Here is a 13,101-nt window from a genome sequence, read left to right as displayed (position 1 = left end):
TCCAACAATGACATGCAGCACCTGTTGCGTTCTATAAGGATCTGACACGACTTTTGAAGACTATTCGCGGGAAGACAGATGCGAAAGTCGTTCTGGGAGGTGCTGCCGTTGGTGTAATGCCGGAAGCATTGCTCCGTTTTACCGGAGCAGACTGGGTAGTATTGGGTGATGGAGAAATTGTTTTTCCTAAAGTACTGGATATGTTGTCAAAAAACAGGATGCCAATAGATATTGCCGGTGTCGCCTGGATTGAAGATACCGGTTTCAGAATAAATACCGGTTTTGGAGACCGTTTTTCTGATAACGGTTTAGTGCCGGATTTTCATCGGTGGATAAATTTACCCGCTTATCTTACCAGATTTTCCCCAGTGCCGATTCAAACCAAACTGGGATGCCATTTTAAATGTGTTTATTGTACCTATAGAAAGATCGAAGGTCAGGACTACCGGTTATGCGATCCTCAAACGATAGGAGAGGAAATCATGGATCTTGAGAAAAGGGGTTTAAGAGATGTTGAATTCGTAGATAATGTATTTAATTCACCCTATGATCATGCAATTGCATTATGTGATACTATCGCAAAGGTTCGAACAAATGTCCGGCTTCAGACCGTGGAGTTAAATCCGTATTTTATGGATGATAATCTTATTGGAGCAATGGAACAGGCAGGTTTTGTCGGCATTGGTATTACGGTTGAGAGTGCTGCGGATCCCGTCTTAGATCGTTTGAAGAAAGGTTTTACTGCGAGTGATGTCTTCAAGGCATCCGATATCATTCAAAACCACAGGATACCGTGCCTGTGGGTATTTATGTTCGGAGGGCCTGGAGAAACCGAAGATACGGTACAGGAAACCCTCCGCTTTGCGGAAAAATGTATCAGTAAGAGAGATGTTGCGCTTTTCATGATAGGGATACGTATTTATCCCGGCACTGAACTGGAGAATATTGCAAGGACAGAGGGGGTGTTAAACCTGTCTCCCCTGGAGATGCTTGAACCGGTATTTTATCTGTCTCCATCTGTTAACCATGAATGGTTACTGAAAAAAGTGTACAACAGCATGGCAACACACATGAATTTTATTAATCCGAATGCTATTAGCCTTCCATTTCTGCCTGCAATCAATTTTGTCGGATACTGGTTGGGAGTTAAACCTCCACTCTGGAAAAATACACGTTACATTCGCAGGGGGCTCAAATGGTTAGGAATGGATTTGTAATCCTATCCGTAGAAATAATCTAAAAAAATTGAGATAAAAACCTTTTAAAGAAAGTGAATCCCTACGTATGAAGAATGAAAGTGTATCAATTGCTTCTCTTGGTGTCGCCACTCCTCCTTATGCGGTAAAGCAGTCAGAGGCAGAAACATTTCTGAGAAATCATTATTCAAAGGTTTTAGAACCAAAGAGTATGTCAAAAATGGTTAAAATCTTTGCTCATCCGAGTGTATTAAACAGGTATATTGCCGTAAAAGATCTTGAGTGTCTCGTGAACGAAGATCCGGATTCTCGCATTGCCAGATTTACCGAGTGGGCTGTAGAGCTATCCTCTCAGGCAATAAATAACGCCCTTGTACAGGCAGGGATTACAACCGGCGATATAACCGGTTTAGTGGTGAATACCTGTACCGGTTACATTTGTCCGGGTATCTCAACGTATCTTCTGGAAAAACTGGGTTTTTCAAATAATATAAGAATACATGATCTTGTGGGGAGCGGTTGTGGCGGTTCTATTCCAAACTTGCAGATTTGCAGGGATATAATACAAGGGAAAAGAGACGAAATAGTTGTGAGTGTTTCAATAGAGATCTGCAGTGCAACATTTCAGATGGCAGATGATTTGAGTCTGATTGTTTCAAACGCGCTCTTTGCTGACGGTGCATCTGCTGCGGTTTTATGGAGTCGTCCCGGTGTATTAAGACTGGTTGCATCAGCGAGCAGGTGTGACACAAAATATCGTGAAGATATACGATACATATACAGAAACGGACAATTGCATAACCAGCTTTCCTTAAAGTTGTCTGCGTTTGCCAGTAAAACGGTTGCCAGAGTAGTAAATGACCTGTTAACACCCAGCGGGCTGAAACGGGAAGATATTAAACACTGGGCATTCCATCCAGGAGGAGAAAAGGTGATCAACGCGGTCAGAGACAAATTGGGTATTCCGGAAATAAAATTACAAATGACCCGTGATATTCTTGCGGGATATGGGAATATGTCGTCTCCGACAGTTCTGTTTGTTTTGCGTGAGATTTTAAGTAAGGGTGTTGCTCCTGGTGATTGGTGTTTAATAGTTGCTTTCGGTGCCGGACTGAGTGCTCATGGATTTCTGATGAAAGCAGAGGGTTGATGCAATTGTAGTTTGCAGAATTGCGAGCGTTACAATCCCAGACCTTCACAATATTTTGCAAAAGCGACTTCACGGCAATCTGGTGCAACATCTATCATTTCAGGTGTAAGATTGGTCTTTACAAGCCTGTCGCTACCACTTTCTAACAATCCATTCAGTTCAGTGACTGACGCTGCCAATTGCTTTCTGATTGAAGCAATGTCTTCGAATCCATTCAAGCCACCCAGGTTTGCCAGGAGAGTGTAAGGAGTTAAATCCTTACCAACAGGCAATTTTGTATTTAAGAAGGCCAGATATCCTTCGTCTGTTAGTACAGCACCTTCGCTTTTTAACGGGTCTGCCAGTGGTATTTGCGCATCCGGTGCGATGCCGTTTTTAAAGTTGCTCATGGTAATTACTTTGACGGACTCCTTAGGTTTATTTTCCAGATAGGCTCCAACGAGAAGGATGCAATCAGTACTAGCGTTATCCCATGCTTTTGCGCCCATTTTATTTAATAAAGCGGTGTTGGAACTGTTCTTTAGTTTTGCAAATGGAAACTTGTTTGGTTCGGATTTTTCGCCGGGTATATAGTAAAGTGTTCCATTTTTCTCTTCACAGAGACTTTTTGCCGCAAAAAGTGTTTCAACCGTTAGTTTAGGCGAAACTATTACTGCCAGTTTGCTGGCATCGTCCAAAAGGTTTCTGGCATTATTCAACTGCTCTTTCAGTTCATTATCAGTAAGTTCAATAGCCTTGTCCTGAAGGTGATTCGAGAACCTGCCTTCTCTGCAAATCATAGCTCCGTTAATCGGGTCGTTATCAACGCTCTGTACTTTCGTTATCAAACCCTCTTTTGTATGCACCTTTATGGCGCAACCTCTCGGGCATGATGTACAGGTGCTGATGCTGATATCAGTTACCCAGGGACCATATTCCTTGCCGGTATTTTCTGCCAGAGTGCCGGTAGGGCACAGATCAATGCACATTCCACAGGCATCACAGTCTGTGTTCTGCAGTGGATCATCAAAGTTAGGCGCAATCTTGGTAACAAATCCCCTGTTGACAAAAGAGAGGGCAGATATCTTTCTGGCTTCACTGCAGACCCTTACGCAACAAGCGCAGGTAATACATTTATCGGCTTCAATACTGACTAAAGGATGCCTTGTATCTACATCGTACTTTCTCCTGTCACCTTTGTACTTTACATCACCGATTCCGTATTCCGAGGAGTAGTTTCTGAGATCACAATCAAATCTGGCCTTGCAGCCGCACTCTATGCATCGTGCTGCTTCTGCCAGTGCTTGTGCTTCATCGATTCCGACGTTTATGGCATCATATCCTCCTGCTGCCATGCGGACATCCGCTGGATGTGTAGTCTCCAAGGCTCTCTTCTGATGAACGTATCTGGGTGAGAAGTCAGCCATGTCAAGGTCTTTTAACCTTCCAGCTGAAATCTGATACTCTTTCTTAAGTTCAACTTTTGCACCACTGAAGTAAAGATTGATAGCTTTGGCAGCCTGTTTTCCTTCGGATACAGCACGAATTACAGTATCCGGTCCGAATGCGCAGTCACCTGCTGTAAATACGCCTTCAACGCTTGTGATCATGGTTTTTTCATCATATACGAAGGTGCTCCACCTGGTACATTCAGGCACTTCTTTCTCATCTTCTATACAGGAAACATCCGGATCTTGTCCAATGGCAGCAATGATCAGATCAAATTCAAGATCCTCCTCACTTCCCTCTACAGGTTTAGGTCTGCGCCTGCCGGATTCGTCAGGATCACCAAGTTCCATTGAAATAACTTTCAAGCCCTTAGCCTTACCATTTTCCTCCAGTACCTCTACCGGAGCGGTCAGTAGCCTGAATTCAACACCTTCTTCGATAGTCTCATCCTGTTCATGTTGCAGGGCAGGTATCTCTTCCTGTGATCTTCTATATAGCAGAGTTACATCTTCTGCTCCGGCACGTTTGGCAACACGGCAACAATCCATTGCAGTATCTCCACCGCCTATAACTGCAACTTTTTTGCCGACATTTACCTCTTCACCCAGCACAACCTTACGCAGGAAATCTATTCCTCCGATTACCCCCGGTATATCTTCATTCTCAACCATCATCTTTTTGGCTCTGTGTGCACCAATGGCTATCAGTACAGCGTCAGCACCATTTTTTTTGAGATCATCAATGGTGAAATCCTTGCCCAGGCTCTTATTGTGATGAACATTTACTCCAAGTCCAATAATCGCGCTAATCTCTTTATCCATCTTGTCCCAAGGTAGTCTGAATCTTGGTATACCGTAGCGGGCCATACCTCCTAATTCAGGCAGCGCCTCATGGATGTCTACAGCGTGTCCTTCTTGCCTCAGGTAATAAGCCGCTGATAATCCGGCAGGGCCTCCACCTACAATTGCCACCTTTTTACCTGTATCCGGTTTTGTTTCGGGCATAAACGGACCATGTTCCAGTTCGTATTCGGAAGAAAATCTTTTCAGTGGGTTAATAGCTATCGGTTCATCAACAAGACCTCTCCTGCATTGTGATTCACACGGATGAGGACATATTCTGCCACAAATTACAGGTAGGGGGTTTCTTTCTTTAATTAATTTAACAGCAGCAGGAAAGTTTCCATTTGATATATGAGCAATATATCCTTGTATATCAATATTTGAAGGACATGTATCTTCACAAGGCGCAATACAGTCTCCACTGTGATCAGACAAAAGCAGGTCAAGGGCCATTTTCCGTGTCGTCTTAATAGCTTCAGTATCAGTTCTTATAACCATACCCGGAGTAACAGTTGTACTACAGGCAGGTATCATGTTTCTTGCATTCTCTACCTCCACAACACATAAAAAACAACTTGTATATGCCTTTAATCTATCATCATAACAAAAAGTCGGTATATCTATGCCCTGGCTTTTCGCTGCTTCTCTGATTGTCGCATCAGCAGGGACTTCTATTTCTTTGCCATTTAATGTTATCTTTACATTCTCACTCATTATCAATACCTGGGGCTTTAATTAATTAAATTAAAAAATATTATTCTACTTTAATAGCTTTTGAGTTGCATACTTCAAAACACATTCCGCAGTTGATACATGCTGCCTGATCAATGACATAAGATCCTTTTACCTTCTTTTGCCCAGTTATCGCATTGACCGGACATTGGATCTCGCATAAGGAACAACCAGTACAATCCGTAGAAATAATTGTATGTGTTATCAGGCTTTTGCATACACCGGCAGGACATCTCTTGTCTTTTATGTGGGCCTCGTATTCATTGCGGAAATATTTCAGTGTTGTTGCAACAGGGTTTGGCGCAGTCTGTCCAAGACCGCATAGACTGGATTTTTTAATCTGCTCGGTAAGCTCTTCAAGGGCTTCAATATCTTCCATTTCACCGTGACCGTCACAAATCTTGGATAAAAGTTCTCTCATCCTTAACGTACCTATTCTGCAAAAGGTACATTTTCCGCATGATTCGTTCTGAGTAAAGCTGAGGAAATATTTGGAGAGATCAACCATACAGGTCGATTCGTCCATGACTATCATACCACCGGAACCCATAATAGCACCTGTAGCATTTATTGCGGCGTATTCGATTGTAGTGTCAAAAAGATTCTCTGGTACACATCCTCCGGATGGCCCTCCAAGCTGTACGGCTTTTAGTGGTTTATCGGATGAAGATCCTCCTCCGATATCTTCCAGGACATCTCGAATCTTAGTTCCCATCGGAACTTCTACCAGGCCACCTTTTTTTATTGCTCCAGCCAGCGCAAAAACTTTTGTACCTTTGGAATCTTCTGTTCCATGGGAGGCATAGGCTTTCCCGCCCTTATTGATTATCCATGGCAGGTTTGCCAGGGTTTCTACATTATTTATTATTGTCGGTTTTCCGAATAATCCTTTAATGGCAGGGAAGGGGGGTTTAAATCTTGGCATTCCCCGATCTCCTTCAATTGAAGCGATAAGCGCCGTCTCTTCTCCGCAGACAAAAGCTCCTGCCCCTTCTTTGATTTTTATATCAAATGAGAAGTTCGTTCCTTGAATGTTATCCCCCAGAACACCAAGTTCATGAGCATCTTTTATTGCTTTACCAAAATTCTTTACAGCAAGCGGATACTCTGCACGGATATATGCGTAACCCTTTGATGCACCAAATGAATATGCGGCAATCAACATACCTTCAATCACATTATGGGGGTCTCCTTCCAGGAGTGATCGGTCCATAAACGCACCTGGGTCACCTTCATCACCGTTACAAATCAGATATTTTATGTCTCCTTCAGATTGTTTTGCAAAATTCCATTTAACATGTGTTGGGAATCCGGCGCCACCTCGTCCTCTAATACATGAAATCTTGACTTCCTCAATAACCTGTTCAGGCGTCATATCCGCTAAAATTTTCTTTATCGCCTTATATCCATCTCTTGCCTGGTATTCTGAAATCGAAGTGGGGTCAAGATATCCAACATTTCGAAGGGCTATTCTTGTTTGATGTGCCAGATATCGCCATTTGTCCAGATCCTGGTTGTCTGGCGAGAATATCAGCTGGTCTTCTGGTAGATCTCCCTCTCCTTTATGGAATTTTATGATTGACGGAACTGTTTTTTTTGTGACGTTACCGTATATGTGTCTATTACCATTACCATCATTTATTTCGGTGATTACTTCCTGATGACACATACCGACACAACCGACGGTTCTGATATTCATTTCGGGAGCATGCTTCCGGAAAGCCTCGATTACTTCCTTTGAGCCAGCCGCAATTCCGCAAGTCCCTTCTCCAACAATTACGTTAAGATTATTAGCTTCCATTGTTCAATTCTCAATAAATTATCGGTTAAACCACCAGCTATACTGATGGGATTAGATAAAAGCTATGTCGCTCAAAGCGAAAAAAGATAAATAAATATATCCTGTCTGTATTCTGTTTTATTCTCTCAATCTTTCAGCTACTATATATTGGCCACAATTTCTTCGTTCTTTTTGGCGTGTTTTTTCAATGCCCTTTGAGCGTTTGCGCCAGTAAGGTTTCCGGAGACTTCGTCAGCTATTACCAGTACCGGGGCCTGACTGCAGCATCCAATGCAGGCAACTTGCTCTATCGTGTAACTTCCATTTTCAGCGGTATCCTGTTCCTCATCAGTAATATTGAGGATGTGGCGTAAGGAAGTATCCAATCTGTCTGCACCTGTAACGTGACAGGCAGTGCCGTGGCAAATTCTTATCATGTGTCGTCCGACCGGTTTTAATCTGAATTGAGAATAGAAGGTAGCTACACCGTAAACCTGACTGCCTGAAATATCGGAGTTTTGAATTATCAGGTCCATTGCAACTCTTGGCAGATAACCATATTTTGATTGTACTGCCTGTAACAGGGGAACGGTCGAAGAAGAATCACTACCAATCTTATTTATCCAGTCCAATACAACTTCAGGTTCTACTTTAGCTTCCAGTGATTGACTCATTTCAAGTGTTTATTATTTTTATGTTAAAATTTTGTACGAAGGAACATGATAAAATAAATAGCCTGAAAATACAACCATTTTTTTATCATAAAATTCAAAAATGCCTAAAGTTTGAAATAAGCTAAAGTTGTGAAAAAAATTTTTTCCTTTAGAGCCTCCGCATAAACTCGCACGAAAAGCGCTTGATGCAAAAATTTTTTTCAATCGTACTTCAAAATTACGTTAAAAGAAGACAGTATAAAACTGCACAGCACCAACAATGGAGATAATTTGCAAATTTGAAAACACCTCTCCTACGGTTTTTTGTTTTTTACTTTAAAAATCACCAATTTAATTCTGTAACAACAGATGAAAAGCAATCATCGTCTTGTCCAGGTATGCCTGAAACGCAAGATTCCCTCTCTTGCTTAAACGATCATCACCAATATCACACTTCAAGCTCCAGCCGCACCGCTCAACTGAAGGACGACGTGTCATTATTGCCTTGAATCTCTTTGCCATTGGAGGATCTTCCGTGTCTATGTGGGGTAATAACCCAAATGATATATTAATCATCCTGCCAGTTAACGAATTGGGACAACACTCTACCTGATGCAAGCATGTTGAACACACCGGTTCACCATCTGTATCCGTTGGCGCATGGTAAATGAATTTTTCTTTTTCATAACGCATTCCTTTGTAATCCATCTCATGGCCACCATTGCATATTACCACACCATACGGCGTTATCTTCTCCATGCCACGCGGCAAACCATCTGTTATTCCATTCTTGCGCCTTGGATTTAAAGATGCCTTTAATTCTAAGCCGAGTTTGTCCATAAACTTATCTTTCAAATCTCTGCTATCACACGCGCTATCATACAACGCTCTTTTAACCGATTCTTCAATCACCGGATATGTATCAAATACCTTTTCTACATGTGGAAAATATGTCTCTCCATCATGTGTCGGTCCATCCAACACTGCTCTTGCATCCAGAGGCACGCCTTGACGTGGAAAACCTACAATACTTGCTTTGTGCCCCCAATACATCTTTGTTATGGATTTCACGATTGTCCCCGCTCCTTCATCTGCCAATACCCAGTCATGTTCACACTTGTCTCTGTCCTGACAGCGACACCTCTTAGTCAGCTTTGATTGCGACTTCTTCTGCTCCTCCTTACCATCTTCGTCCTTATACTTTACTGTCTCAAACCCTGAATATGCATAATAGTGAGTTGTATCTCCTACTACTTCCTTTTCTATTTTAATCGCACCTGTCTCTATGTTCTCAGTTACCAGCGCAATCTTCATCTTATCCCATAGCCCCCACTCACTCATGATCTGGTCAAATTGCTGCAGTTTACGCTCACTTGGTATATGCCTGCTACAATACTCATCCCTTTCCCCCTTCGGTGCAAATCCACATACTCGCACAAAACTCGGATTACTCTTTAATAACATGGACACTTTTTCCGGCTCGCACGGAAATCCCATTAGAGCTGTACCCAAAAAACTTTTTAACAACGCAAAAAAACATTTTGGCCTCTTACCTCCCAATCGAAATGGCACTACCCCGGGAGATATACTCAGGGGACTTACCATCCGCTGCTTTGATTCAGCCGCTACTTCATAAAGCACATCACCTCTCTTCTCCTTGTCAACTTGCATTGTTGCTCTATTAAACAAAAGCTCCTGTCTTGCATCTTCTTTGCTCTGAGATAATACTACTTGCTTTTGGGGTTGATTTTTCAGCCTCTTTCTCTCTTCTCGTTTATTAAATTCATAAAGTGCATCGTAGTACTCAGCACCGAAATTACGGTGTTTCTCCCAGGGAAAATAATATAAAGCCCGAAACCATTCCGCATCTGGTGTATTAAGCAGTACTTTGTCATCTTCGTGAACAGTGTGAATTAGTAGCGATTTTTGGTTGATTTGAATTTGTGATATTGGTAGCATTCTAGCGTGTCCTTTCTTGTATAGTAGTTTGTGTTATTGTGTGACTTCTATTATACAAGTTGGGCACCGTATTTTGTAATTCTACTATTGGATTTTGTAAATTATTTCACAAAACCCTTTAAAATACGGCTTACTGGCTCGTTGGCACATTATTCTTGTCGCTCCTTTTACAAAATATTGCCTCTAACTCTTTTTATAACTCTTTTACTATCAACATCTTTGTAAGTTTATGCGTCTGCTCTTTAGATACTTTTGTTCATTTAAGGCACTTCAAACTTCAGCCGCAGCTATACTGCACTATTAATTAATTTATTCAAAATCAGAATAATTCATGTTTTTCTCACTATTATTCTTTTATCAGACAAAAAATCCTTTACCGTGGCTATCTCGTACTCCTTAAAATGGAAAATGGATGCAGCCAATGCGGCATCTGCCTTGCCTTTTGTAAATACGTCATAGAAATGATCAAGATTTCCAGCGCCACCGGATGCTATAACTGGTATTTCCAGACTTTCAGATATTGTCCGTGTAAGTTCAAGGTTGAAACCATCTTTGGTACCGTCACAGTCCATACTGGTTAGGAGTATCTCTCCAGCTCCTCTTGATTCTACTTCTTTAGCCCACTCAACCGCATCTTTTCCAGTAGGGGTACGCCCGCCATTTATAAATACTCCCCATCCGTCTCCTTCTCTCTTCGCATCAATGGCGACTACAATGCATTGGCTTCCAAAGCGTTTAGATGCTTTATTTATAAACTCAGGGTCTTTTACCGCAGTAGTGTTTATAGATACTTTATCTGTGCCGGCGTTCAGGAGAGTCCTGATATCATCAATAGTTCTAATTCCACCGCCAACCGTAAGAGGCATAAAAACATTTTCTGCCGTATGCCTTACAACATCAAGTATAATGCCTCTTTTTTCATGTGAGGCGGTAATATCAAGAAAGACCAGTTCATCCGCACCTTGCTGACAGTACAGTTCAGCAATTTCTACAGGATCCCCGGAATCTCTCAAACCTGAAAATTTAGTCCCTTTTACCACTCTGCCATCTTTAACATCAAGGCAGGGTATTATACGTTTGGCTAACATTATCTATTTTATTTCTATGAGAATAAACAGAATAGGTGGCATGGATAAACTCGTTTGTCCATGCTTGTAACACAGTAAATTTATTCAGAGTATGGTAATTATCTGACAGCTTCTAAGATTGTCAATAGGAAATGATTTTTAAAAGTCTTTTAAAGGGCTGCTGGCATTCGCGTACAGTTTCTTTGGTATTCTGCCTGATAAATACGCCAGACGGCCCGACTCACACGCAAGTTTCATCGCTTTGGCCATTTGGACAGGCTCTTTTGCCTGTGCAATCCCCGTATTTAACAATACTCCCACGCAACCAAGTTCCATAGCAGCAGTCACATCTGAAGCGGTTCCCACTCCGGCATCAACTATAACAGGCACGCTCAATGTCTCCAGAATTATCCTTATGTTATTAGGGTTCAGGATTCCCTGACCTGAACCTATAGGCGCTCCCGCCGGCATCACACTTGTCGCTCCGGCGTCTTCAAGGCGTTTTGCTATGATAGGGTCATCAGAGGTATATACAAGTACGGTAAAACCTTCTTTTACCAGCTTTTCAGTGGCTTCTAAAGTGCCAACAGGGTCTGGCAGCAGTGTATCTTTATCGCCTAATACTTCAAGTTTTATTAAGTCAGAAATCCCCAATTCCCTTGCCATAAATGCTGTTCTGATGGCTTCATCTGCTGAAAAACACCCTGCAGTATTGGGAAGGATAGTATATTTTTCTTTATCAATATAATCGAGCAGCGATTCTCCCGGTTTACCTTCAATATTCGCTCTTCTTACCGCTACTGTAATAACCTCTGAACCGCTTGCTTCCAGAGCCTCTTTCATTATGTCTAAGGTCTCATATTTTCCCGTACCAACAAACAATCTTGATTTAAACTCGTATTTGCCAAGTTTGAGAACTGTATCACTCATTTTATTATCCACCACCTACAAAAGTAACTATTTCTAAAATATCATTTTCCACCAGTAATTTCTCACTGAATTGTGTGCGTGGAACTATTTTACGATTTAATTCTACCGCAACATACCTTTCATCCATATCAAAACTTTTCAGCAGTTCTGATACTGATGTTTTGGCTGGAAATTCTTTGTTTTCATCATTTACGGTGATTTGCATCGTAACTCTGCTCCGAAGAGGTAAATATGTAGAATTTAGTATTCTAGGTTTGTCTTATGATAAATTCAAGGAAAAAGAGATTTTGACACGCTTTGGAAGCTTATATATAATCCTGACATGTTATAAAAAGTTTGAATTACTTGTAATAGCAGCTTAAACCTTTTTGACTGTTTAAGCTGTTCAAACTGCATTTCACCATTCACGCTAGTAGTTTTGCCACAATTAAAACATGGGTGGTAGGGTGGATTCTTGATAGCATGTTATTATTGAAGTATTAACCTGGTTGTGAAAGTAATAAACATGAGTAAATCAGTTAAACCAGTAAAACTACAGGAAGCAAAAGCTGAGGTATTGTCACTGCTTAAGGTCCTTTCCGATAAGGTTGACCTGGAAAGAAAGTTAGGGGTAAATTACCTGCAGTTGGATCCCGTAATTAAAGACTCGTTATCCAGTGAAGAGAACGTAATTACTCAACCCTCAACGCAAGAATCTGTTTGCAATAATTTCGATTTTTATAATGAAGAAAAATCAGTTGAATTGAACAAATCAGAGAAGATTGAGGAGCTTGGAAAATTAGAAGAACAGGTAAAAAAATGTATAAAATGTGAGTTATGTCATGCGAGATCAAATGTAGTTTTCGGGGCAGGCGATCCGGATGCAGAACTAATGTTTGTAGGAGAGGCCCCCGGTTATTACGAGGACCAGCAGGGAGAGCCATTTGTCGGAAAAGCCGGGCAGCTTTTGACCAGAATTATAGAATCTATAGGGCTGAAAAGGAGCGATGTATATATTGCCAATATCCTTAAGTGCCGTCCACCGGATAACAGAAATCCAAATGCAAATGAAATAGTGTTGTGTTCTCCGCACTTGATCAGGCAGATTGAAATAATACGCCCAATGATAATATGCGCGTTAGGTACATTTGCCGCGCAGACACTGTTGGACACAACAGAATCTATAGGTAACCTGCGAGGAAGGTTCTTTGAGTATCAAAGTACAAAACTTCTGGCAACCTATCACCCTGCATACTTACTGAGAAATCCTGGTGACAAGAAAAAGGTTTGGACTGATATAAAGAAAGTGAGAGACTTTTTGAAGGAAAATGCTAGCTTAACGAGGCGCAGTATAACTAATGTCTAAACGACCAATCCGAATTAGA

At 41.5% G+C, this 13,101-nt stretch carries 10 protein-coding genes; 3 read left to right on the top strand and 7 right to left on the bottom strand.

Annotated elements, in window-relative coordinates:
* Positions 1-53 precede the first annotated feature (53 nt).
* Positions 54-1,217, top strand: coding sequence for a B12-binding domain-containing radical SAM protein (locus SCALIN_RS05840; protein WP_096893462.1), 1,164 nt, complete (start codon positions 54-56; stop codon positions 1,215-1,217).
* A gap of 67 nt (positions 1,218-1,284) precedes the next feature.
* Positions 1,285-2,346: a type III polyketide synthase gene (locus tag SCALIN_RS05835; RefSeq protein ID WP_096893461.1), complete on the top strand. Its 1,062-nt coding sequence runs from the start codon at positions 1,285-1,287 to the stop codon at positions 2,344-2,346.
* A 29-nt stretch (positions 2,347-2,375) separates the two neighbouring features.
* On the opposite strand, the gene SCALIN_RS05830 is transcribed toward SCALIN_RS05835, so the two are convergent.
* The 7 genes from SCALIN_RS05830 to thiS all read right to left on the bottom strand — a co-directional run bounded on the left by SCALIN_RS05830 (position 2,376) and on the right by thiS (position 11,942).
* Entirely contained in the window at positions 2,376-5,330 is a 2,955-nt protein-coding gene (locus SCALIN_RS05830) for an FAD-dependent oxidoreductase (RefSeq protein ID WP_096893460.1), read from the bottom strand.
* Positions 5,331-5,370: 40 nt separating this feature from the next.
* Complete coding sequence (locus tag SCALIN_RS05825; protein WP_096893459.1) at positions 5,371-7,149, bottom strand: NADH-quinone oxidoreductase subunit NuoF; 1,779 nt, start codon at positions 7,147-7,149, stop codon at positions 5,371-5,373.
* A 140-nt stretch (positions 7,150-7,289) separates the two neighbouring features.
* Entirely contained in the window at positions 7,290-7,802 is a 513-nt protein-coding gene (locus tag SCALIN_RS05820) for an NADH-quinone oxidoreductase subunit NuoE family protein (RefSeq protein ID WP_096893458.1), read from the bottom strand.
* A gap of 330 nt (positions 7,803-8,132) precedes the next feature.
* Entirely contained in the window at positions 8,133-9,740 is a 1,608-nt protein-coding gene (locus tag SCALIN_RS05815; protein WP_096893457.1) for a hypothetical protein, read from the bottom strand.
* A gap of 329 nt (positions 9,741-10,069) precedes the next feature.
* A complete protein-coding gene (gene hisF, locus SCALIN_RS05810) occupies positions 10,070-10,828 on the bottom strand; it encodes an imidazole glycerol phosphate synthase subunit HisF (protein ID WP_096893456.1) in 759 nt (252 codons plus the stop codon).
* Positions 10,829-10,966: 138 nt separating this feature from the next.
* A complete protein-coding gene (locus SCALIN_RS05805; RefSeq protein WP_096893473.1) occupies positions 10,967-11,737 on the bottom strand; it encodes a thiazole synthase in 771 nt (256 codons plus the stop codon).
* A gap of 4 nt (positions 11,738-11,741) precedes the next feature.
* The gene (thiS, locus tag SCALIN_RS05800) at positions 11,742-11,942 is read right to left on the bottom strand and encodes a sulfur carrier protein ThiS (RefSeq protein WP_096893455.1); all 201 of its coding nucleotides are present in this window, start codon (positions 11,940-11,942) and stop codon (positions 11,742-11,744) included.
* 300 nt (positions 11,943-12,242) lie between these two features.
* Between thiS and SCALIN_RS05795 the strand changes: the two genes are divergently transcribed.
* Positions 12,243-13,082 carry a uracil-DNA glycosylase gene (locus tag SCALIN_RS05795; protein ID WP_096893454.1) on the top strand — a complete coding sequence of 280 codons (840 nt, stop codon included), beginning with the start codon at positions 12,243-12,245 and terminating at the stop codon, positions 13,080-13,082.
* Positions 13,083-13,101 lie beyond the last annotated feature (19 nt).

The organism is Candidatus Scalindua japonica (assembly GCF_002443295.1).
GTDB lineage: Bacteria > Planctomycetota > Brocadiia > Brocadiales > Scalinduaceae > Scalindua > Scalindua japonica.
The sequence above is the reverse complement of the archived record's forward strand: the minus strand, read 5'-3'. Positions and strand labels throughout refer to the sequence as shown.

Excerpts from the sequence above, each read along its gene's own strand:
- SCALIN_RS05835 (WP_096893461.1), top strand. The coding sequence starts at position 1,285 with ATGAAGAATGAAAGTGTATCAATTGCTTCTCTTGGTGTCGCCACTCCT.
- SCALIN_RS05830 (WP_096893460.1), bottom strand. The coding sequence starts at position 5,330 with ATGAGTGAGAATGTAAAGATAACATTAAATGGCAAAGAAATAGAAGTC.
- SCALIN_RS05825 (WP_096893459.1), bottom strand. The coding sequence starts at position 7,149 with ATGGAAGCTAATAATCTTAACGTAATTGTTGGAGAAGGGACTTGCGGA.
- SCALIN_RS05820 (WP_096893458.1), bottom strand. The coding sequence starts at position 7,802 with ATGAGTCAATCACTGGAAGCTAAAGTAGAACCTGAAGTTGTATTGGAC.
- SCALIN_RS05815 (WP_096893457.1), bottom strand. The coding sequence starts at position 9,740 with ATGCTACCAATATCACAAATTCAAATCAACCAAAAATCGCTACTAATT.
- hisF (WP_096893456.1), bottom strand. The coding sequence starts at position 10,828 with ATGTTAGCCAAACGTATAATACCCTGCCTTGATGTTAAAGATGGCAGA.
- SCALIN_RS05805 (WP_096893473.1), bottom strand. The coding sequence starts at position 11,737 with ATGAGTGATACAGTTCTCAAACTTGGCAAATACGAGTTTAAATCAAGA.
- thiS (WP_096893455.1), bottom strand. The coding sequence starts at position 11,942 with ATGCAAATCACCGTAAATGATGAAAACAAAGAATTTCCAGCCAAAACA.
- SCALIN_RS05795 (WP_096893454.1), top strand. The coding sequence starts at position 12,243 with ATGAGTAAATCAGTTAAACCAGTAAAACTACAGGAAGCAAAAGCTGAG.